A 21451-nucleotide genomic window follows, 5' to 3' on the forward strand; every position below is an offset into this window, starting at 1 on the left:
TGCCACCCCCCGGCCGCTACAGTGAACCCTCATTCAGTTCGCCGGACCGGGGGAGGCGTCATGAGTCAGGTCGCGGACCAGCGCACTGCCGCGCGGGCGGCCCGGACGGACGCCCGTGTCCAGCGCCGGCGCCGGCAGATCCTGGACGCGGCGACCGAGGTGATGTCCAGGACCGGATTCCACGCCACGGCGATGCAGGCGGTGGCCGAACGGGCCGGAATCAGTGTCGGGCTGATCTACCAGTACTTCGGCAACAAGGACGACCTGCTGCTGGCCGTGATCGTCGACATCCTGGAGGACTTCCGGGATCAGGTGCCGGCTGCGATCGAGGCGGCCGGCGACGACCCGGTGATGCGGTTCGACGCCGGGTTCCGGATCTGTTGCCGGGTGGTCGATGCCAAGCGGCTCGCGGTGAACCTGACCTACCGGGAGAGTCACACTCTCTCCCCGGAGGGTCTGGAGCGGATCAAGCAGCTCGAACTCGAGACCGCCGAACCGATCCGGCGTGCCTACCGGGCCGGCGTCGCTGCCGGCGCCTTCCGGGACGTCGACGCGCGGCTCGTCGTGCAGAACCTTCTCCTGGTGGCGCACGCCTGGGCGCTCAAGCACTGGCACGTCGCCGGCTTCCTGACCCTGGAGCAGTACATGGATCAGGAGTTGGCGCTGCTGATCGAGGGGCTTCGGGCGTAGGCCGGGTCAGACCGCGGGGCCCGGGTCCGCCGGGTCGCGGTCGACGGTGATCGTCAGGGTGCTGCGGTAGGCATCTCCGGGCGTCCCCGGGGTGACGTCGATCGGATCGGCGCCGACCGGCCAGGTCCGGGTCGCGACGAACCGGTACCCGTCCTGGTCGGGGGTCGTGTCCCACTCCAGCATCACCGCGCGGCCCGGTGCGAGTGAGCGGTCGCCGGCGACGGCCACGGCGGAGAAATGTGCCCAGCACCCGCCCGGTGTCGCCGGGGAATCGATGACGCCCCAGCCCTGTTCGTCGTGCCAGACTCGGACGATGCCGCGGGTCGTCATCGGTGCAACCCTACGGGAGCAGTTGATCGAGCAACTCCCGGTCGTTGGAAAGGATCTCGAGCCCACCGTTGCGCAGGACCGTGATCGTCGGTGCGCCACCAGGTCGCCGATGGGGTGAGCGAGGCGATGAACTCGTCCCGGTCGGGACGGCCGTTCGGGGCGTGCTGCTGCCAACCGTGGGTGATGAGCAGGGCCCCCGCCGAGTTCTCGGCCAGAACCGCCTGCACCGCTGCGTACCCGGCCATGAGCCGCCCCAGCTCCTCGTCGATCGCCGGGTACGAACGGCCGTCCGGGAGGTCGGCGGCCGTCATTGCGGCGCGACAAGCCGGCGCGGATCCGGCCCCGTCGGTCGCGGCGTCCACGGATGTCGTCGGTCCGGTCAGCTCGCGGCGGCCAGGGCGAACGCCCCCGCCGGCCGGTCGTAGTCCTTGATCGCCTCGACCTTGGCCGCGGAGGCCGAGGTGGCGTCGAAGCGGTAGTCCAGCCACTCCCGGACCAGGCGCCGGGCCAACTCAAGGCCGATCACGCGCTGGCCCATGCACAGCACCTGCGCGTCGTTGCTGAGCACCGAACGCTCGACCGAGAAGCTGTCGTGCGCGGTGACGGCGCGGATGCCGGGGACCTTGTTGGCGCTGATCGCGACACCCAGGCCGGTGCCGCAGAACAGCAGTGCCCGATCGGCCTGGCCGCGGGCGACCGTGCGGGCGGCGGCGACCGCCATGTGCGGGTAGGCGATCGGCGCGTCCGGGTTGACGCCGGCATCGATGACCTCGGCCACCCGCGGATCGGCCAGCAGGTCGGCCTTGAGCGCCTCCTTGTAGTCCACGCCCGCGTCGTCGCAGCCGATGACGATCGTCCACTGGTCCGACATGAGGGCTCCTTCGTGAGGTGATGTGCTCGGTGAGATACCTACCATTGTGCATGGTAGATATCTCACAAGCAAGAGATCAGAACGATAGATTCATCATCTCGTGTCGGCGGGTCGGGTCGGTGGCATCCTGAGCTGGGGATTGTCACACCAGGTGTGATAGACACCGGTCGAGGTGATGCCGCGATGACGCAGTCGGCACGGGGGGACGAGGCCTGGCAGGCCCGCACGGCCAGGCAGCGGCAGCGCCAACAGGAGATCGCCGAGCTGGTGACCGCCGAAGGCACCGTGCGGATCGAGGATCTGATCGAGCGTTTCGGGGTCAGCGCGATGACCGTGCACCGGGATCTGGACCAGTTGGAGGCCCAGGGGCTGCTGCGCAAGACCCGCGGGCAGGTCACGGCGCTCGGCTCGAGCCTCACCGAGTCGGGCATGGCCTTCCGGTCGACCCGCAACCTGGCCGAGAAGGTCGCGCTCGCCCACGCCGCGCTCGAGTTCGTCGAGTCCGGCCAGAGCATCGTCCTGGACGACTCGACGACCGCTGTGCAGCTGGCCCGTCTCCTGCCCCGCCGGGCGCCGTTGGGGGTCATCACCAACTCGGCCGCGGTGGCCGCCGAACTGGCTCGCGAGCCCCAGATCTCACTGACCGTCGTCGGCGGCCTCTACCACTCCTGGTGCGACGCTTATCAGGGCCAGACCACGGTCGACGCCATCGCCAACATCCGGGCGGACACGTTCGTGATGTCCGCGGCGGCCATCACCGACGACATCGCCTTCTTCCAGAACCTGGACACGATCGCGGTCAAGCGAGCGATGTTCACCTCGTCGGCCCGCCGGCTGCTGCTCGCCGACCACACCAAGTTCGGCCAGCGCGCCCTCCACGCGCTGCTGCCGCTGGCCGAGTTCGACGCGGTCATCGTCGACACCGGGACCGGCGCCGACCAGATCGAGCGGATGCGGCGGGCAGGCATCACCGTGGTCGTCGCCCCGGTCGACCCGCCGGCCTGAACGCCCCGGTCACCGTCGCAGCAGCGCCGTCAGCTCGTCGAACGTCTCCAGCAGCCCGCGGCGCAGGGCGATCTGGTACTGGCCGTGCTGGTGCAGCGCGATCGCGACGTCGTCCAGGGCGTCGATCGACGCCTGGTCCACCAGCCCCGGGTCGGCCAGGACGAAGCGGAGCCGGGCCCAGCAGCGGGTCAGCGACTCCACGTTCGCCGGCCCGCCGACGGCGGCCAGGATCGACGCGGCGGCGGTCATCGGGTCGCTCCTTCCTGCCGGTCGGCGGCCGCGGCAGCGTCCACGAGCCGGCTGACGTGCAGGGCGAGGTAGAGGATCTCGTCGGTGCTGACGGCCCATCCGTACTGCTCGGCCAGCAACGTGCCGATCCGGCCCGCCGAGGTGTACTCGCGCGGCCGCGCCGAGCGCAGGGCCGCGTGCAGCTCGGCCGGGGTCTCGGTGAGCATGCGGCCCTGCTGCTCGCGCAGGAACAGGTAGCGCAGGTGGGTGACGAACCGGGCGACCTCCATCGAGGTCTCGTCGATCCGGACGCCGTACTCCTCGCGGATGATGTCCAGGATCCGGTGCAGATCCGCGGTCATCTGGGCGGTCGCCGACATGTCCGCGTCGAACTGCGCGTTCACCAGATGCAGCGCCAACGGCACCGTCTCGACGTCGGGCAGGGGCACCCCCCGTTCCTGCGTGACCAGGGCCAGCATCTCCCGGGCCACCGCGACCTCGGCGGGGTAGAGGTACTGCACCTCCCAGCGCAACGGGTACTCGATCTCGGCCACCCCCTGCGCCGCCCGGCGCAGGGCGAAGCTCAGGTGGTCGGCCAGCGGCAGCAGCACGTGGTCGCTGATCCGCTGGCCGAGCCGGGTCCGCGCGAGGTCGACCAGGCGCTGGGCCAGTTCGATGTCCTGCGGCGGGATCTCCTGCACCATGGCGGCGATCCGGTCGGCGCTGGCCGAGGCCCCGGGAACGAACCGCCGCTCGACCCGACCCGGGTCGACCGGCGATCCCGGCGCGGCCTTGAACCCCAGGCCCCGGCCGAACAACACCAGCTCGCCGTCGTGCTCGTCGACCGCCAGCACGACATTGTTGTTGAACACCTTCAGTACCCGCACCGCAGGCATCTCCTCGTCGAGATCGTCTTCCGGCGAACCGATGTCGGCCCGGATCAGCCCTGCCGCAAGCTGGCGCCACCGGTCGCGATGACCTCGCGGTACCAGTCGAACGACTTCTTACGGTACCGGGCCAGGGTGCCCGTGCCGTCGTCGTCGCGGTCGACGTAGATGAAGCCGTACCGCTTGGACAGCTCGGCGGTGGAGGCGCTGACCAGGTCGATCGGACCCCAGGTGGTGTAGCCGAGCACCTCGACCCCGTCGGCGACGGCCTCGGCGACCTGGACCAGGTGGGCGTTGAGGTAGTCGATCCGGTAGTCGTCGAGCACCGTGAACCCGTCGACCGCATCGGCCGACTCGACCAGCTGATCCTTGGCGCCGAGCCCGTTCTCCACGATGAACAGCGGCTTGCCCCACCGGTCCCAGAACTGGTTGAGGATCAGCCGCAGGCCGACGGGATCGATCTGCCAGCCCCACTCGGACGCCGGCAGGTACGGGTTGGGCACGCCGCCGAGGATGTTGCCCCGCCCGGCCACCTTCTTGCTCGGGTCCGCGGTCTCGCACACGCTCATGTAGTAGCTGAACGAGACGAAGTCGACGGTGTGCTCGGCCAGCAGCGAGCGGTCCTCGTCGGTGATCTGCAGCTCGATGCCGTTCTCCCGGAAGAAGCGCAGCGCGTAGCCCGGGTAGCGACCGCGGGTGTGCACGTCCGAGAACATCAGGTTCGAGTGGTCGGCCCCCATCGCGGCCAGCACGTCCGCCGGATCCGGGGTCAGCGGGTAGATCGGCATGCCTAGCACCATGCAGCCGACTTTGATGTCGGGGTCGATCTCGTGCGCGATCCGGGTCGCCGACGCGCTGGCCACCAGTTCGTGGTGGATGGCCTGGTACAGGTCGGTGGCACTGAGCCGGTCCTTCGGGGTGTTGATGCCGCCGCTCATGAACGGTGCGTGCAGGACCGAGTTGATCTCGTTGAACGTCAGCCAGTACTTGACCCGGTGGCCGTAGCGCTCGAACAGCACCCGGGCGTACCGCTCGAACAGCCCGATGACCTCGCGGGACACCCACCCGTCGTACTTCTCGGCGATCGCCAGCGGCGTCTCGTAGTGCGACATGGTGATCAGCGGTTCGATGCCGTGCCGCTCCAACTCGTCCAGCACCCGGTCGTAGAACGCCAGGCCCTCCTCGTTGGGTTCGGCGTCGTCGCCGTTCGGGAAGATGCGGCTCCAGGCGATCGAGAACCGGTACACCGAGAAGCCCATCTCGGCGAACAGTTCGATGTCCTGCGCGTACCGGTGGTAGAAGTCGATCGCCTCGAGCTTGAGGTTGTCCGGGGTCGGCTCGGCGGTCCGCGGGGTCATGATCCCGTTGGGCATCACGTCCTGGATCGACAGGCCCTTGCCGCCTTCGGCGTAGGCGCCCTCCACCTGGTTGGCGGCGGTGGCCCCGCCCCAGAGGAAGCCGGGGGGGAAAGTGGTGCTCATCGTTGCTTTCTCCTGATGTCGGGGGCGGGGGGCCCGGGTGGTCGCGGGCTCCCGCCGCCCGGTGGGACGGTCAGCCGACCAGATCGAGGGCCTGGTCGGAGGTGGTGACGGACCCCTCCGCGACCGGCACGACGGCCCGGTACGGCCCGGGGTCGGTGACGATCATGATGGTGGTGGTCCGGTAACCGGCGGCCTCGATGGCCGCGATGTCGAACTCGCCGAGCAGGTCGCCCGCGGCGACGTGCCGGCCCTGGGCGACGGCCGGCGTGAAGTGGCGACCGCCCAGCTCCACCGTGTCCAGGCCGATGTGCACCAGGACCTCCGTGCCGTCATCGGTGCGCAGGCCGAACGCATGCGGCATGACCGTGACCAGGGTGCCGGCGACCGGGGCGTACGCCCGGCCCTCCGTCGGGGCGACGGCCAGGCCCGGGCCCATGGCGCCGGAGGAGAAGACCTTGTCCGGCACCTGGTCCAGCGGCACGATCCGCCCGGCCACCGGGGCGGTCACCACGAGCGCCTGCGCAGGCGCGGTGGTGGCCTCGGCCACCGGCTCCCGGTTCGGCAGATCCTTGAAGCCGAGGGTCATCGTCAGGGTGAACGCGAGCGCGATCGCCACGGCGCAGCCGATCAGCTGCAGGGCGAAGTTGCCGATGTTCAGGGTCGAGGTCAGCGTGATGGCGCCGGGGATGACGAAGCCCTGGGCCGCGGATCCGCCGGACGCGGCGATCGCACCGCCCACCGCGCCGCCGATCAGCGAGTAGATGAACGGCTTCTTGAGCCGCAGTACCACGCCGTAGATCGCGGGCTCGGTGATGCCGGCCAGGAACGCCGAGATGGTGGCCGGGCCCGCGATCTTCTTCAGGTCGTGGTTGCGGGTCTTGATCCAGACGGCCACGGTCGCACCGGAGACGGCGAGCACCGCCGGGAACAGCGCGCCGGTGAGCACCGAGTACCCCTGGGTGGCGATGTCCTGGATCATGACCGGGACGAAACCCCAGTGCAGGCCGAAGATCACCAGCAGCTGCCAGGTCCCGCCCAGGATCAGGCCGCCCAGTGCGGGGGAGAGTTCCCAGAGCCAGTTCACGCCGCCGGACAGTGCCTCGCCGAGGTAGTACGACGCCGGTCCGATGGCCAGGAACGTCACCGGCACGACGAACGCGACCGCGAGCATCGGCACGGCGAAGTTGCGCACGGCCTCGGGGATGACCCGGGTCAGCACCCGCTCGACCAGGGACAGGATCCAGACGGCCAGGATGGTCGGGATGACGGCCGACAGGTAGCTGACCATCACGACCGGGATCCCAAGGAAGGTCAGCTGGCCGGCGGTGTCGGCGAAGGCCTTCAGCGTCATCGTCGCGCCGTCCGGGCCGGGAATGACGGCGATGGTGGACGAGTAGATCAGGGCTCCGGCCACGGCCAGCGCGGTGAACTGGTTGGCCTTGAACTTCTTCGCCGCGGTGACCGCGAGCAGGAAGGGCAGGAACTGGAAGGCCGCGTCACCGGCGGCGAACAGCAGCGCGTAGGTCGACGTGGTGGCGAACTCCGGGGCGATCTTGACGCCGACCGCGAGCAGTGCCTTGAGCAACCCCGTTCCGGCCAGCACCCACAGCAGCGGGGTGAAGATGCTGGTGATGAGGTCGATGCAGCGGGCCAGCAGGCCGCCGGACGAGGCGCCGGCGCTGGACACCGACGACCGGGTCGTCAACGACTCGTACACGTTGTTGACCGTGTTGCCGATGACGACCTGGAACTGCCCGCCGGCCTCCACCACGGTGATGACCCCGGGAATCGCTTCCACCGCGGCCTTGTCGGCCTTGGCCCGGTCGGTGAGCTGGAACCGCAGGCGGGTGGCGCAGTGCGTCACCGATGCGACGTTCGACTCGCCGCCGACCCCGGTCAGGATCGCGTCGGCGAGAATTTCGTACTTGCTGGCGGTGGCCATGACTCCTCCTTCGAAGAACATGTCGGTCCGCAGCAAGGGGCATGCCTGCGACAACAAAAAAACCCGGGCCGGAATTGCCGCACCGAGAATGGTGGCAATCTGGCCCGGGTTTTGCCTGCTGCGCAGTAACAATCCCAAGTCTTTGGGGAAATCTGATGACTTCCGCCGATGAGGTTAGCCCCCCGGGGCCGCAATGTCCAGAGTCGGCGGACTCCGGCCGGCGCCGGGCCCGCCGCCCGCGCCGGCGCGGGTAGGGTGTCGCAGGTCCGGCTGCCGATCACGGGAGTGACCGCCATGACCGAAGTTCCCCGCCCCGGACCGCCGCCCAGAGTCGTGTTCCGCGGCCCGTCTCCGGCCGTGCGCCGGTTCCTGGCCACCGAGTCCGCCGGCTCGGTGTTCCTGCTCGTCGGCACCGTGCTCGCGCTCGCCTGGGCGAACTCGCCCTGGTCGGCGTCGTACACCGAGTTCTGGCATCTGCCGGTGGGTTTCGGCATCGGCTCGGTCACGTTCGAGATGTCTCTGCAGCACTGGGTCAACGACGCCGCGATGGCCGTCTTCTTCTGCGTGATCGGCCTGGAGATCACCCGCGAGGTCGCCCAGGGCGACCTGCGGGACCGGCGCACGGTCATCGTGCCGACGATCGGGGCCGTCGGTGGCCTGCTCGTGCCGATCGCGATCTACCTGCTGATCAACCCGTCGGGCGAGGCGGCGCGCGGGTGGGGTGTCGTCATGTCCACCGACACCGCCTTCGTGCTGGGCATTCTGGCTCTGTTCGGGCCGCGCTGCCCGGACCGCATCCGCGTGTTCCTGCTGACCTTGGCCATCGCCGACGACATCGGGGCGATCACCCTGATGGCGATCTTCTACTCGCACGACCCGTCGCTGCCGGCTCTCGGGTTGGCCGCCGGGCTGGTGCTGGTCCTGCTCGCGCTGCGCTGGCTGGGCGTCTGGCGGCTCTACCCCTACGTGCTGGCCGGCATCGCCCTGTGGTTCTGCGTCTACCGATCCGGGGTGCACGCGACCCTGGCCGGCGTCGCGGTCGGGCTCGTCATCCCGGCGATGCCGCCGCCGCGGTCGGTGGTCGACCGCAGCGCCGCCTACAACCGGGCCCTGCGGGAATCGCCGACGGCCGAGCGGGCGCGGCTGGCCGTGCTCGCCGCCGAGTCCACCATCCCCGCGAACGATCGGCTCGAGCGCGCGCTCCACCCGTGGACGGCGTACGTCATCGTCCCCGTGTTCGCGTTCGCCAACGCCGGGGTGGCCCTGGACCCGGCCGCGCTGGGCACGGCGTTCGCGTCCGCCGTGACCTGGGGGGTGGTGGTCGCACTGGTGCTGGGCAACACCGTCGGCATCACCGGGGCGTCGCTGCTGACGCTGCGTCTGGGCTGGGGCCTGCTGCCCGGCGGCGTCCGCTACTCGCACCTGCTGGCGGCGGCGATGCTGGCCGGGATCGGTTTCACCATCTCGTTGTTCATCGCCGAACTGGCGTTCACCGACCCGGCGATCATGGAGCAGGCCAAGATCGGCATCCTGGCCGGCTCGCTGGTCGCCGCGGTGGTCGGCTCGATCACGCTGCGGATGCTCGGCAACCGGTTCCCGATGTGCTCGCCCGGAGCCGGGGAGTCCACCCTGGCCCTGCCGCCGCGGCCCTGGCGGGCCCCGCGGCCGCTGCCGGTGCCCCGCGGCTGATCGCGGCCGAGGTCGGTGGCCGCACGGTCGCCGGATAATGACGGCATGACGGATCCGGTGACCGAGGCCACCTCCACGCCGGCGCCTCGCGAGGGCGACGTGCCCAGGGCCGATGGTCTGATCGACCACGTCCGCGGCGCCCTGGACGCCCCGGTGACGCTGATCGAGTACGGCGACTTCGAATGCCCGTACTGTGCGGCGGCCCAGCCCGTGCTGGACGAGGTGGTTGCCGCCTCGGCCGGCGGGGTCCGGCTGATCTTTCGCAACTTCCCTCTGCACGAGATCCATCCGTACGCGTTGACCGCCGCGCTGGCGGCCGAGGCGGCCGCCGCCCGGGGGAAGTTCTGGCCGATGCACGACCTGCTGTTCGCGCACCAGACGCGGCTCTCGGACTGGGATCTGGCCAAGTACGCGACCAAACTGGGCCTGGACGGGGCGACCGTGATCGGCGACCCGGCCCAGCCCTACGGCGACAAGGTGGAGGCCGATTTCGCGCTCGGCGTGGCCGCCGGGGTGGCGGGCACGCCGACGGTCTTCATCAACGACCGCCTGTACGAGGGTCGCTTCGACGTGGCCGGACTGCGCCGGGCGGTCGCGCAGGCCGGCGGTTGAGCTCGACCGCGGAACTGCCGCTCGTCACCGCCGGGCCGGCTTCGGTGCCACGGCCGGCGATCGTTCGTCCTGCCAGGCCCGCCACAGTTCGGTGTAGCGCCCGCCCAGCGCGACAAGTTCGACGTGCGGGCCGTTCTCGACCACCCGGCCCTGGTCGAGAACGATCACCCGGTCGGCCCGGGCAGCCTGGTCGAGTCGGTGCGCGACGATCAGCGTGGTGCGCCCGGCCCGCATCCGCTCGACCGCCCGGTCCAGATCCCGGGTACCGGAACTGCCCGCCTCGGCGGTGGCCTCGTCCAGCACCAGCACCCGGGCCGCGGTCAGGTACGAGCGGGCGATGGCCAGCCGCTGCGCCTCGAACGGGGACAGCGCGCGGCCGCCGATGCCGACCACGGTGTCCAGGCCGTCCGGCAGCGAGCGGCACCAGTCCAGCGCCCCGGCGGTGGCCAGGGCATCGGTCAGCTCGGCGTCGGAAGCGTCCGGGCGGGCCAGCCGAAGATCCTCGCGCAGCGGTCCGCTGAACACGTGGGCCTCCTGGGTGACCAGAGCGACCCCGCGGTCACCCGGCCCGCTCCCGGCGCCGTCCACCGGACGGCCGTCGATGACGATGCGCCCGGTGTGCCCGTCCAGCACCCCGGCGACCAGGGCGGCAATGGTGGTCTTGCCGGCCCCGGTCCGTCCGACGACAGCGACGGTCTCACCGGCGGCCAGCGCGAGGTCCACGCCGTGCAGGGCCGGTCCGGTGGACCCCGGGTATCGGTAGCCGACGCCCTGCAGCTCGACGGTGGCCGCGGGCCGGCCGACCAGCCGTGGGACGGCCGGCCGGGCCGGCAGCTCCAGCACACCGACCAGCCGGGCCAGGCCGGCGGCGGCCCGTTGCAGCTCGTCGAAGCCGCCGAGCACCGTGCCGATCGGCCCGAACAGCTGGTGGAAGTACAGGGCGGCCGCCGTCGCCTGGCCGACGGTGATGGTGCCGGCCTTGACCAGCAGGAATCCCGCCGTCAGAACCGCCGCCAGGCCGACCAGCTCGGCCAGGTTCAGCCGGTTCCAGAACCGGACCTCCAGCCCCACCGCCCGGAGCTCCAGGTCGACCGCACGCGCCCCGGCGTCGTCCACGGCCTCGCCGGTGCGGCGCCCCCAGCCCATCGCCCGGATGGTGTCGGTGGCGTCGACCGCCTCCAGGGTGCGCTGCGCCCGGTCCCCGACGGCGGCCCGCGCCCGGGCATACACCGGGGTGGACCGGCGCAGGTGGGCGCGCAGCGCGACCACCTGGATCGGCGCGGCCAGCAGCGCGGCGAGCAGCATCCGGCCGTCGATCACGGCCAGCCCGGCACCGGTGACCGCGATCGCGAACGCCGCGCCGACGAACGTCGGGATCAGTTCGGAGACCGCGTCGCCCACGACCCGGGCGTCTCCGGTAACCCGGGCGACCAGATCGCCTCGGCCGGCCGTCTCCACCCTCGTCACCGGGGACGACAGGGCCCGCTCGACCACCCGGCCGCGCAGGTCGGCCAGGATGCGCTCGCCGATGCGGGCGACGCCGACCGCCGCGCCGCCGCTGAGTGCGCCCTGAGCCACCCCGGCCAGCCCGACGAGCAGGGCCAGCCGGGCGATCGCGGACGCATCCCCGGTGGTGATCGCGTCGACGATCGCGCCCAGTAGCGCGGGAATGGCCAGCGCGGCGACCGACGCGGTGATCAGCAGGAGCACGGTGCCGCCGAGCGCCACCGGCCGGGCGCGCAGGCCGCGCACCAGCTCGCGCAGGGTGGCCCGGGCATCGGCGACCGGGAGGGCGGTGGACGGGTCGGTGGTCATCCGGCGATCCGTTCGCGGTAGCTGTCGCTGTGGGCGACCAGATCGTGGTGCCGGCCGGCCTCGGCCACCCGGCCATTGCTCAGCACGAGCACATGGTCGGCCGCGGCGAGCAGCGCGGGGCTGGAGGTCACCAGTACGGTGGCCCGGCCCCGGCGCAGCTCGCGCAGGCCCGCGGCGATGCCGATCTCGGTGACCGAGTCGACCGCGCTGGTCGGCTCGTGCAGCACGAGCACCGCGGCGTCGGCGGCCAACGCGCGGGCCAGGGCCAACCGCTGACGCTGCCCACCGGACAGGGTCAGCCCGCCCTCACCGACCCGGGCCGACCAGCCGCCGTCGGCCTCCCCGATGACGTCGTCGAAGGCCGCCGCGGCGGACGCGGCGGCCAGCCGCGGGTCGTCCACCGGCCCACCGGGCAGCACGTTGTCGGCGATGGTGCCGGAGAGGATCGCGGCGTGGTGTGGGGGCGCAAGCATCAACGGACCGGTCGGTGCGGCCCCCGCAATGCCGGCACGGGAGCCGTCGAGCCGGTCCGGCCCGGTCAGCGGGACCCCGCCGACCAGCATGGCGCCACCGGCGGGTGGGATCCGGCGGGCCAGCACGTCGACGAATTCGGCTGCCGCGGCGGACTCGTCGGCGCACACCGCGACCATCGACCCGGCGGGCACCGACAGGTCGATCGGACCGAACTTCGCACCGCTGAGCCCCCGCAGCTCCACACCCGCGTCGCGGGCCGACCCGGGGTGGTGATCGGTCGACCGGTCCCACACCGGCGCGGTCTGCCGGACCTGGGCCACGCGCGTCGCGGACGCCCGGGACGTGGCCAGCTCGGCGCCGACGAACGCTAGGCCGGACATCGGCCATTGCACGAACTGGGCGAGGCCGAGCACGGCGACCAGCTCGCCGATCGTGATGTGGCCGTCCATCGCCTGCACCCCGGCGAACCAGGCGAGCCCGGCCAGGAACAATCCGGACAGGGCCGAGCTCACGCCGACGTACGCGCCGACCATGTCGGCGGCCCGGCGGGCGTGCCGCCAGGACTGCTGATTGGCCGTGTCGAAGCGGCGGACCGCGGCCTGCTCCGCGCCCAGGCCCTTGAGGGTGCGCAGGCCGGTCAGCAGGTCACCGGCGACCGCACCGGCGTACGCGATGGACTCCTGTTCGGCGTCGCTGCGTCGCTCCAGCGGCCCGGCCACCAGGTGCATGCCGACCAGCAGTACCGGGGTGGCCACCAGGACGGCGATGCCGAGCGGAACGGAGATCAGCAGCAGGGAGAGGGCCACGGTCGCGACGGCGGCCGCCTTGGCCACCGCGCCACCGATCACCCAGACGACCCGGACGGTGCGGTCCACGTCCCCGCCGGCGATGGCGACCACCTCGCCCGGTCGTCGTGGGCGAGCCATGCCGCGCGGATCGAGCACCCGCTGCACGAGGCCGTGCCGCAGCTCGAACCCGGCCGCTTCGGCCGCCCGTGCTCCGGCAATGCGGCCGAACCGCCAGGCCAGGGCCAGCACCAGGAACAGGAGCGTCAGCCCGGCCAGCCCGGCCGCGAGCGCCGGGCCGTCGCCGGGTTCGATCGCCCGGTCGATGACCGCGCCGATGACCACCGGTACCAGCGCCTCGCACACCTGATGGAGGACCAGGCCGGCGACGGTCGCCAGGAGCAGTGGCCAGCGACGACGAAGCGGCGTCCAGCTGGTGGAAGGGGAATGTTCCGACGGCACCGGCTCAGCTTAGGATTGGCTCAGTTAATACAGTATTCGACAGTCGGACAGGTGATGTCGTCAACCGGACAGAGCGAGACCGGGATCTACACCCACGAGTTCGCCATGGTGCAGGCCCGGGAATGGTCGGACCACGATCACGGGTGGCATGAGCTGCTCTGGGGTACTCGCGGCACACTCACGGCGGAAACCGATGACGGGTTCTTCGCCGTGGCCGCTCACCAGGGGCTGTGGATCCCGGCCCGGGTGGTGCACCGGGTGACGGCCGCGTCGGGCACCACGTTCTTCTGCAGCTACCTGCGCCCCGACCTGGCCGCGCACCTGACGCGCACGACGACCGTGGATGTCTCGCGACTGTTGGCCGAGTTGCTGGCCGAGTTGGGGCGGGACGGGTTCGACCCGCCGGTGCGGGACCAGGCCGAGCGGCTGGTGCCGCCGCTGCTGGTCCCGGTCGCTCATCCCCGCCTGGATGTCACCTCGCCGTTGGACGACCGGGCGCGCCGGGTGGCCCGGGCCCTGCTGGCCGACCCGGCCGATCCGCGGAGTCTGGCCGAGTGGGGGCGGCTCGTCGGCGCCAGCGAGCGGAATCTGTCCCGGATCTTCCGGGCCGAGACCGGTCGCTCGTTCGTCGGCTGGCGCACCGATGTCCGGATGCGGGCGGCGGTCGAACTGCTGGTCGCCGGGGTGCCGGTCGGTTCTGTCGCCCGGCGGGTCGGGTACGGCCATTCCAGCGCGTTCGTGCACGCCTTCCGGCTGCGGTTCGGCTGCACTCCAGGGGCGTTCACTGCGACCGGCGGTGATGCCGAGGTGGACCGGTACACCCGATCGGGCTGAGAACCGCCCCAGTTTCGGCCGGTCGGCGACACCGACTGGCGCGTTGGCGACAGACGATCCCTCCATACTGGGCAGGCCAGTTAGCCAAGCCTTGGCTAACTGTCCTGGTCCGAACAGTGAGGAACTCCGCATGCGTGTCCACCGCCGATTCGGTGTGGCCCTCGGCCTCTGTTGCGCCCTCGTCGTGTCCGCCTGTGGCAGCAGCAACGCGGGGCCGGCCGCCGGGTCCACCGCGTCGGCCGCGGCTGCGCCGACCGCACCGGTCACCACGACGATCGACACCACCTTCGGAACGGTGGCGGTGCCGACCGAGCCCACCGCGGCGCTCGGCTTCTATACCACCGACCTGGACATGTTGATCACCCTGGGCTACCGGCTGGCGAAGGAACAACCGATCCGGGACGACTACAGCGCATTTCCCTCGTTCTTCCCCAAGGACGCGCTGGCCGGCATCACCGGCTTCCACAACTACCCGGAGTTCAACTTCGAGAAGGTGCTGGCCGTCGGCCCCGACTTCATCCTCAACGGCCTGGGCTATGCGGAAGAGCTTCATCAGCGGCTGTCCGATATCGCGCCCACCTACACGTACAACGCGTTCGCGGAGAACGCCGATTGGCGGGACAGCTTCCGGCAGCTGTCGGCCGACCTCGGCCGCTCCCAGCAGTACCAGGCGTGGGTCGACCGGTACCAGGCCCGGATCGACGAGGTCCGCGGCAAGCTGGCCGCGGCCGGCGTCCACCCCGTCGTCGCCGACGTCTCCTACTGGGATGGCCAGGTCAACCTCGGCTGCTACGGCGTGCCGTGCCTGGTGTTCGCCGATCTCGGGCTGGAGATCTCCCCGTTGGGGGACAGCGACGGTGACGGCAAGAGCGACACCACCGGCCGCACGTTCACCCTGGAGCAGCTGGGCGAGCTGTCCACGGTGGACGTGATGTTCAGCCAGGGTTCGCCGGCCGCCGACGGCAGCATCACCGGAACCGTCGTCGACGAGCCCACGGTGGCCGCCAACAGCATCTGGCAGGGACTGCCGGCGGTCCGGGCCGGGGCGGTGCACCCGTACGACTACGAGATGATCTACGGCTCGCCCAGCGGGCAACTGGCCTTCCTGGACGTCGTCGAGCAGGCGTTGCTCGGATGATCAACCGCATCCACCGCATCATCGTGACGTCCGCCCGGCGGCTGACCCCGGGCCTGCTTCGGGTCGAGTTCACCGGCGACCTAGGCGATTTCGAATCCAGCGGGATCGGCGACGAGTATGTCCGGCTGTTCCTGCCCGGCCCCGGGCAGTCCGCGCCGACGATGCCGATCGCCACCGACGACGGGTACTGGGCGTTCCCGGAGGGCGCGGAACCGTCGCCCGTGCGTTGCTACACGATCCGCGCCTGGGACGCCGAGAACAAGCAGCTGACCATCGATTTCGTGGTGCACGACGGCGGCGTGGCGGCGGCCTGGGCGCTCCGGGCGCAGCCCGGCGACGTGCTGGCGTCGAACACCCCGCGCGGGTTGTACGAGCCGGCCGCGGACATCACCTGGCGGCTGCTGGTCGCCGACGCGACCGGGCTGCCGGCGGCCGCGCGGTTGCTGGAGCAGGCGCCGCCCGGGGTACGCACCCGGGCGGTGCTGGAGGTGGCCTCACCCGCGGACCGGCAGCCGATCGACGTGCCGACCGACGCGGAGGTGCGGTGGGTGTACGGCGGCAACGGGCACGGTCCGAGCCGCCTGGACGAGATCGTCCGCAGCGCTGAGCTTCCCACCGGTCAGGGGTATGTCTGGGTGGCCGGGGAGGCTGGGGCCGCCCGGTCGGTGCGAAAGTACCTGCGGCGCGAACTCGGACTGCCCGGCACCGCCTACAAGGTCGTCGGCTATTGGACCGAGGACGCCGAGGCGTGGCGTGAGAAGTACGAAGCGCTGCCCGAGGAGACCCGGTCGGCGCTGGCCGCGATGTGGGACGACGCGACCCGCGACGAGGAAGAGATCGAGGACGAGTACCAGGACGCGCTGGAGCGGCTGGGGCTGTGACGTCGCAAACGGTGAGCGATCCGGCGACCCGGCCGACGGTTCGGCCACTGGCCGCCCGTCGGCTCGCCGCCGCGCTGCTCGGCGTCGGCGCGCTGCTGCTCGCCGTCGCCCTGAGTCTGGGTGTGGGCTCCAAGGGCCTGTCCCTCGGCGAGGTGATGGACGGTCTGTGGGGTGCGGGCGGTGAGGCCGGCTCGATCATGCGCGAACAACGGGTGCCCAGGACCATCGCCGGGATCGTCGTCGGCGCGGCCCTCGCGGTCGCCGGGGCGCTGATCCAGGCGTTCACCCGCAACCCGCTGGCCGACCCGGGCATCCTCGGCGTCAACTCCGGCGCGGCGTTCGCGATCGTGGTCGGCGTCGCATTCTTCGGACAGACCTCGCCGTCCGGCTACATCTGGTTCTCCTTCGCCGGGGCGATCGCGGCCACCGTGCTGGTCGTGGCGATCGGCGCCGCCGGCCGGCGCGGCCCTGACCCGTTGCGGCTGACCCTGGCCGGCGTCGCCATGGGCGCCGTCCTTTCCGGATTCACCGCGTCGATCAGCTTGCTGTTGCCCAGCGTCTTCGATCGGCTGCGGTACTGGGGCGCCGGCACCCTGGCCGGCCGCGATCTCGACCTGATCGCCGACGTGGTGCCGTTCGTCGTGGTCGGGCTGGTGCTGGCCGTGTTGGTCGCCCGCCCGCTCAACGCGGTGGCCCTCGGCGACGATGTCGCCGCCGCCCTCGGCGCGCGGACGACGCTGGCTCGGAGCGGGTCCATCGTCGCGGTCACCCTGCTCTGCGGCGCGGCGACCGCGCTGACCGGCCCGATCGCGTTCGTCGGGCTGATGGTGCCGCATGCGGTCCGCTGGTTCGTCGGGCCCGATCAGCGGTGGATCGTCGCCGTCAGCCTGCTGGCCGGGCCGGTGCTGCTGCTGGTGGCCGACGTGACCGGTCGCCTGGTGCTGCCCAGCGGCGAGTTGCCCGCGGGCATCGTCACCGCGTTCATCGGGGCGCCGGTGCTGATCATGCTGGTGCGCCGCCGGAAGGTGAGCGGGCTGTGACGCGGATCGCCGTTCCGGATCGGCGGGTGCCGGGCCCGCACCCGCTGGCCGGGCCCGTCGGCGCGGGACCGGCGCACGGGCGCCGGCCAGGCGCCACCGGCCCGCGTCCGCTGCGGGCCGGTGGGGCGGGTGAGCCGCCGAGTGACGACGGCCGGGCGAACCCCCAGGTCCACCGACGCGCCCGGGCGGCGTCGTGAAGGCGATGACGGTGGCGCAGTCGCCGGTCGTCGACCCGGGGTACCGGGTGGTGCCGGTGCGCCTGGCCGGTGGGCGGATCTCCCTCCGATTCGGGCTGCGGGCGGTGCTGGTGACCGCCGTCCTGGTGGTTGTCGCGTTGGCGATCGGCGTGGTCAGCCTGGCCACCGGCGACTTCGTGGTGCCGATTCCCGATGTGCTGGCCGCGATCGTCGGGAACGCGTCACCGCGGGCGGAACTGGTGGTGATGGACTGGCGGATGCCGCGGGTGTTGCTGGCTCTGATGCTTGGCGCCGCCCTGGGCGCTGCGGGGGCGGTCTTCCAGTCGCTGACCCGAAACCCGTTGGGCAGTCCCGACATTCTCGGCCTCGACGTCGGCGCCTACACCGGTGCGCTCCTGGTGATCATTGCCGGGACGACGGCCGCCGGGCCGGTTGCCGCCGCGGCGCTGGCCGGCGGTCTGTTGACCGCGCTCCTGGTGTACGGGCTGGCCTATCGACGCGGGCTCCAGGGTTTCCGGCTGATCATCGTCGGCATCGCGGTGTCGGCGATGCTCGCGTCGCTGGACACCTGGCTGATCCTGTCGGCCGATCTGCACCTGGCCATCTCGGCGGCGGCCTGGGGTGCCGGGTCGCTGAACACCGTGGGGTGGGGCCAGGTGGTGCCGTCCGCGTTCGTCCTGGCGGTGCTGTGGTCGGCTTTGGGGCTGCTGGCCCGGCCGTTGCACGCGACCGGTCTCGGCGACGACGCGGCCCGCGCGCTCGGGGTGCGGCTGGACGCGTCCCGGCTGGCGCTGGTGGTGGTGGGGGTAGCACTCACCGCGACCGCCACTGCCGTCGCCGGGCCGATCGCGTTCGTCGCGCTGGCCGCCCCGCAACTGGCCCGCAGGCTGACCGGGTCGGCCGGGGTGACGTTGTCCGGTGCCGCGGCGATGGGCGCCTGCCTGCTCGCGGCCAGCGACTTCGTCGCCCAGCATGCCTTCGCCCCGACCCAACTGCCCCTCGGCCTGGTGACCGTCTGCATCGGAGGGATGTATCTGATATGGCTGCTCATCCGGCAGGCCCGCCGATGACCGAGCACGTGACGACGACGTCGACGCCCGCTCCGCCCCCCGCGGCGACGGCCGTGCGACCGTACGGCGCGATCGCGACGCCGCTCACCGCGTCGGGGATCACCCTGGCCTATGAGGATCGGGTGGTGGTGCGGGATCTCGACCTGGCCATCCCCGCCGACTCGTTCACCGTCATCGTCGGACCCAACGCGTGCGGCAAGTCGACCCTGCTCCGCGCGATGGCCCGGCTGCTGACCCCGGGCGCCGGTTCTGTCCTGCTCGACGGCGCGGACATCGCCTCCCTGAGGTCGAAAGAGGTGGCCAAGCGGCTCGGGCTGCTGCCGCAGACGTCGGCCGCCCCGGACGGAATCACCGTCGCGGACCTGGTCGCTCGCGGCCGGTATCCCCACCAGGGCTTGTTCCGGCAGTGGACGGTGACCGACGAGCACGCTGTGGTCGAGGCCATGGCGGCGACGAACACGCTGGATCTCTCCGGCCGGCTGGTCGACGAGCTGTCCGGCGGCCAGCGCCAGCGGGTGTGGGTCGCCATGGTGCTCGCCCAGCAGACGCCGACCCTGCTGCTGGACGAACCGACCACCTTCCTCGACATCGCCCACCAGTACGAGCTGCTCGAGATGCTGCGCCGCCTGCACCGGTCCGGGCGCACCCTGATCGCCGTGCTGCACGACCTGAATCAGGCCTGCCGCTACGCCTCCCGGCTCGTGGTGATGAAGGACGGACGCGTGGTCGCGACCGGCCCGCCCGGCGAGGTCGTCGACGCCGACCTGATCGAGCAGGTCTTCGGCATCGGCAGCGTTGTCATCCGCGACCCGGTGAGCGGGACGCCGCTCGTGGTGCCCCGGCCCTGAGCCGGGACGAGAGACTCTCCAGCACATCAGGTCTCGCACGCGATGCCGCCGTCGTCCCGGTCCAGGGCCGACCGGTGGCCCGGCTCACCCGGTACCGCGGCGCGCCCCGGGGTCGGCCGCTGCCGCGGTGACGGTGGTGGTCACCCGGATCGCGGTGACGTCCGCCGCGACAGCGACGGTACTGCTGGCCGACGTGGCCCGTTCGATGGGTCGGATGCCTGCCGGCCGTCAGGTCATGTGATGAGGCCCCGCTTCGGCTCCCTCGTCACCCACCCAGACGCCGGTACTGCCGAACCGCCAGCGGGGCGAAGATCGCGGTGAGCAGGACCGGCCAGCCGATCGCCAGCGCGGTCGCGTGCTGGTCGACCCAGGTCGGCGCCGCCCAGGTCGGGTTGCCGAACAGCTCCCGGGTGGCCGTGGCGGTGGCGGACAACGGGTTCCAGGACGCCAGGGTGCCGAGCCAGCCCGGCATCGTCGCGGGGTCGACGAAGATGTTCGACAGCATGCTGAGCGGCCAGACCAGGATCTGGACCGCCGCGACGGTCTCGGCGCCGGGGGCGACCAGCCCGATGACGATGCCCACCCAGAGCAGCGCGAATCGTAGGGCCAGCAACAGGCCCACCGCGGCCAGTGCGCCGGCGATCCCGCCGGTCCAGCGCCAGCCGAGCGAAAGGCCCGCGGCCATCAGCACGAGCAACCCGAGGACGGCGAGGACCAGGTCGGCCAGGGCGCGGCCGAGCACGACCGCCCCCGGGTGGATCGGCAGCGACCGGAACCGGTCGGTCACCCCTCGCCCGGCGTCGGCGCAGACGCCCGCCATGGTCGTCTCCAGGCCGAAAAGCATGGCCATGACGAAGATGCCGGGCATCAGGAACGAGTAGTAGTCGCCGCCGGGTCCGGCGATCGCCCCGCCGAAGAAGGCGCCGAACATGACCGTGACCAGGACGGGGAACAGCAGCCCGACGGCGACGGCGCCCGGCTGGGCCCGCCAGTGGGAGAACTGCCGACGGGTCAGGATCCAGGCGTCGCCGACCAGCGACTCGGCGGCCGGGGTGGGGGTGCGCGGCCCGGGGCGATGGCGGGTGGGGGTGCTCATCGGGTCGCCTCCGGGGCGGTCGCCAAGCCCGCGCCCGGGGCGGTCGCCGGGCCCGCGCCCGGGGCGGTCGGCGGGGCGTCACCGGGTTCCCGGTCCGGTTCCGGGTCCCGTTCCCGGGTCGCGGGCCGGCCACCGGCCGGCGCGGTGAGGTGCAGGAACACCTCGTCCAGGGTCGGTCGCCGGACGGCCAGGTCGAGCAGGTCGATGCCGGCCGCCGCGACCGCGGCCGACACGGCGACGAGGTCCCGGGTCCGGTCGGCGACCGGGACCGTCATCACCCCCTCCCGTTCCACCGGATCGCCGATCCGGCGGGCGATCCCGGTCAGGGCGGGCAGGTCGGCGGGGTCGCTCGGGGTGATCTCCAGCCAGTCGCCGCCGACCCTCGCCCTGAGGTCGTCGGGCGTGCCGGTCGCGGCGACCCGGCCGCCACGCAGGAGGGTGATCCGGCCGGCCAGCGCGTCCGCCTCCTCCAGGTACTGGGTGGTCAGCAGCACGGTCGTGCCCCCCGCGACCAGCTCCCGCAGGGCCGACCGCACGTCCAGCCGGGCCCGCGGGTCGAGCCCGGTGGTGGGCTCGTCGACGAACAGCACCGCGGGATCGACGATCAGCGCGGCCGCCAGGTCGAGCCGGCGACGCATGCCGCCGGACCAGGTCGAGACCTTCCGGTCGGCCGCATCGGTCAGACCGAACCGCTCGAGCAGGGCCGATGCCCGGTCGGCCGGCCGCGGCAGGTGGTTGAGCCGGCCGAGCAACAGCAGGTTCTGCCGCCCGGTCAGCACCTCGTCGACCGCGGCCGCCTGCCCGACCAGGCCGATGTGCCGGCGCAACGCCCGGCCCTGCGTGCGCACGTCGTACCCGGCGACCTTGGCCGTGCCGGCGTCCGCCCGGAGCAGGGTTGTCAGGATCCGGATGGTGGTCGTCTTGCCCGCGCCGTTCGGGCCCAGGAGGGCGTGGACGGTGCCCGGCTCGACCTGCAGGTCGATGCCGTGGACGCCGGCCGGGCCGGCCGGGCCCCCCGGCCCCCCGGCGTGCGGGCGCAGGTCGCGCCCCGCGAGCGCCACGGCGGGGGGGCGGCG

21 protein-coding genes and 1 pseudogene are annotated in these 21451 nt (G+C 72.1%); 10 read left to right on the plus strand and 12 right to left on the minus strand.

The genetic code is table 11. The annotated features are described in order from the left end of the window. Positions 1-60 precede the first annotated feature (60 nt). Complete coding sequence (locus ACOJUF_RS06250) at positions 61-690, plus strand: TetR/AcrR family transcriptional regulator (RefSeq protein ID WP_420120999.1); 630 nt, start codon at positions 61-63, stop codon at positions 688-690. Positions 691-696: 6 nt separating this feature from the next. Here ACOJUF_RS06250 and ACOJUF_RS06255 read toward each other — a convergent pair whose 3' ends face one another. From ACOJUF_RS06255 to ACOJUF_RS06265, 3 genes are all read right to left on the minus strand, one after another. Further along, positions 697-1020 (minus strand): cold shock domain-containing protein, encoded by a 324-nt coding sequence (locus ACOJUF_RS06255; RefSeq protein ID WP_420121000.1) that lies wholly within the window; start codon positions 1018-1020, stop codon positions 697-699. Continuing rightward, positions 1017-1331 carry a hypothetical protein gene (locus ACOJUF_RS06260; RefSeq protein WP_420121001.1) on the minus strand — a complete coding sequence of 105 codons (315 nt, stop codon included), beginning with the start codon at positions 1329-1331 and terminating at the stop codon, positions 1017-1019. The genes ACOJUF_RS06255 and ACOJUF_RS06260 overlap by 4 nt, the downstream gene beginning before the upstream one ends. 68 nt (positions 1332-1399) lie before the next feature. Then, entirely contained in the window at positions 1400-1891 is a 492-nt protein-coding gene (locus ACOJUF_RS06265; RefSeq protein WP_420121002.1) for a ribose-5-phosphate isomerase, read from the minus strand. A 183-nt stretch (positions 1892-2074) separates the two neighbouring features. Between ACOJUF_RS06265 and ACOJUF_RS06270 the strand changes: the two genes are divergently transcribed. After that, positions 2075-2896, plus strand: a complete 822-nt coding sequence (locus tag ACOJUF_RS06270; RefSeq protein ID WP_420121003.1) for a DeoR/GlpR family DNA-binding transcription regulator — start codon at positions 2075-2077, stop codon at positions 2894-2896. A gap of 9 nt (positions 2897-2905) precedes the next feature. On the opposite strand, the gene ACOJUF_RS06275 is transcribed toward ACOJUF_RS06270, so the two are convergent. The 4 genes from ACOJUF_RS06275 to ACOJUF_RS06290 form a co-directional block, all read right to left on the minus strand. Then, on the minus strand, positions 2906-3145 hold the full coding sequence (locus ACOJUF_RS06275; protein WP_420121004.1) for a PTS transporter subunit EIIB: 240 nt from the start codon (positions 3143-3145) through the stop codon (positions 2906-2908). Continuing rightward, the gene (locus ACOJUF_RS06280; protein ID WP_420121005.1) at positions 3142-4011 is read right to left on the minus strand and encodes a PRD domain-containing protein; all 870 of its coding nucleotides are present in this window, start codon (positions 4009-4011) and stop codon (positions 3142-3144) included. Before ACOJUF_RS06280 ends, ACOJUF_RS06275 begins: the two co-directional genes overlap by 4 nt. A gap of 53 nt (positions 4012-4064) precedes the next feature. Further along, positions 4065-5492: a glycoside hydrolase family 1 protein gene (locus ACOJUF_RS06285; protein ID WP_420121006.1), complete on the minus strand. Its 1428-nt coding sequence runs from the start codon at positions 5490-5492 to the stop codon at positions 4065-4067. Positions 5493-5562: 70 nt separating this feature from the next. Continuing rightward, positions 5563-7434, minus strand: a complete 1872-nt coding sequence (locus tag ACOJUF_RS06290; RefSeq protein WP_420121007.1) for a beta-glucoside-specific PTS transporter subunit IIABC — start codon at positions 7432-7434, stop codon at positions 5563-5565. 294 nt (positions 7435-7728) lie between these two features. On the opposite strand from ACOJUF_RS06290, the gene nhaA reads away from it, so the two are divergent. Together nhaA and ACOJUF_RS06300 are read left to right on the plus strand one after the other, a co-directional pair. After that, complete coding sequence (gene nhaA / locus ACOJUF_RS06295; RefSeq protein ID WP_420121008.1) at positions 7729-9123, plus strand: Na+/H+ antiporter NhaA; 1395 nt, start codon at positions 7729-7731, stop codon at positions 9121-9123. A 45-nt stretch (positions 9124-9168) separates the two neighbouring features. After that, positions 9169-9735 (plus strand): DsbA family protein, encoded by a 567-nt coding sequence (locus ACOJUF_RS06300; protein ID WP_420121009.1) that lies wholly within the window; start codon positions 9169-9171, stop codon positions 9733-9735. Between the two features lie 24 nt (positions 9736-9759). On the opposite strand, the gene ACOJUF_RS06305 is transcribed toward ACOJUF_RS06300, so the two are convergent. Together ACOJUF_RS06305 and ACOJUF_RS06310 are read right to left on the minus strand one after the other, a co-directional pair. Beyond that, a complete protein-coding gene (locus tag ACOJUF_RS06305; RefSeq protein ID WP_420121010.1) occupies positions 9760-11550 on the minus strand; it encodes an ABC transporter ATP-binding protein in 1791 nt (596 codons plus the stop codon). Continuing rightward, on the minus strand, positions 11547-13271 hold the full coding sequence (locus ACOJUF_RS06310) for an ABC transporter transmembrane domain-containing protein (RefSeq protein ID WP_420121011.1): 1725 nt from the start codon (positions 13269-13271) through the stop codon (positions 11547-11549). The genes ACOJUF_RS06305 and ACOJUF_RS06310 overlap by 4 nt, the downstream gene beginning before the upstream one ends. A 54-nt stretch (positions 13272-13325) precedes the next feature. Here ACOJUF_RS06310 and ACOJUF_RS06315 point away from each other — a divergent pair, with 54 nt between their 5' ends. The 6 genes from ACOJUF_RS06315 to ACOJUF_RS06340 all read left to right on the plus strand — a co-directional run bounded on the left by ACOJUF_RS06315 (position 13326) and on the right by ACOJUF_RS06340 (position 19279). Further along, entirely contained in the window at positions 13326-14105 is a 780-nt protein-coding gene (locus ACOJUF_RS06315) for an AraC family transcriptional regulator (protein WP_420121012.1), read from the plus strand. A 130-nt stretch (positions 14106-14235) separates the two neighbouring features. Beyond that, complete coding sequence (locus ACOJUF_RS06320; protein WP_420121013.1) at positions 14236-15243, plus strand: ABC transporter substrate-binding protein; 1008 nt, start codon at positions 14236-14238, stop codon at positions 15241-15243. Beyond that, complete coding sequence (locus ACOJUF_RS06325; RefSeq protein ID WP_420121014.1) at positions 15240-16124, plus strand: siderophore-interacting protein; 885 nt, start codon at positions 15240-15242, stop codon at positions 16122-16124. The genes ACOJUF_RS06320 and ACOJUF_RS06325 overlap by 4 nt, the downstream gene beginning before the upstream one ends. An 11-nt stretch (positions 16125-16135) precedes the next feature. Next, a complete protein-coding gene (locus tag ACOJUF_RS06330) occupies positions 16136-17164 on the plus strand; it encodes an iron chelate uptake ABC transporter family permease subunit (RefSeq protein WP_420121015.1) in 1029 nt (342 codons plus the stop codon). Between the two features lie 202 nt (positions 17165-17366). Continuing rightward, a complete protein-coding gene (locus ACOJUF_RS06335) occupies positions 17367-18431 on the plus strand; it encodes a FecCD family ABC transporter permease (RefSeq protein ID WP_420121016.1) in 1065 nt (354 codons plus the stop codon). Beyond that, on the plus strand, positions 18428-19279 hold the full coding sequence (locus ACOJUF_RS06340; RefSeq protein WP_420121017.1) for an ABC transporter ATP-binding protein: 852 nt from the start codon (positions 18428-18430) through the stop codon (positions 19277-19279). The genes ACOJUF_RS06335 and ACOJUF_RS06340 overlap by 4 nt, the downstream gene beginning before the upstream one ends. Positions 19280-19305: 26 nt before the next feature. On the opposite strand, the pseudogene ACOJUF_RS06345 reads toward ACOJUF_RS06340, so the two are convergent. The 3 genes and pseudogenes from ACOJUF_RS06345 to ACOJUF_RS06355 form a co-directional block, all read right to left on the minus strand. After that, positions 19306-19368 (minus strand): annotated as a pseudogene (locus ACOJUF_RS06345) (excalibur calcium-binding domain-containing protein); the annotation flags it as partial. Between the two features lie 176 nt (positions 19369-19544). Then, positions 19545-20375 (minus strand): ABC transporter permease, encoded by an 831-nt coding sequence (locus tag ACOJUF_RS06350; RefSeq protein WP_420121018.1) that lies wholly within the window; start codon positions 20373-20375, stop codon positions 19545-19547. After that, positions 20372-21436, minus strand: coding sequence for an ATP-binding cassette domain-containing protein (locus ACOJUF_RS06355; protein WP_420121019.1), 1065 nt, complete (start codon positions 21434-21436; stop codon positions 20372-20374). Before ACOJUF_RS06355 ends, ACOJUF_RS06350 begins: the two co-directional genes overlap by 4 nt. Positions 21437-21451: the final 15 nt, after the last annotated feature.

Source organism: Nakamurella sp. (assembly GCF_048594475.1).
Classification (GTDB): domain Bacteria; phylum Actinomycetota; class Actinomycetes; order Mycobacteriales; family Nakamurellaceae; genus Nakamurella.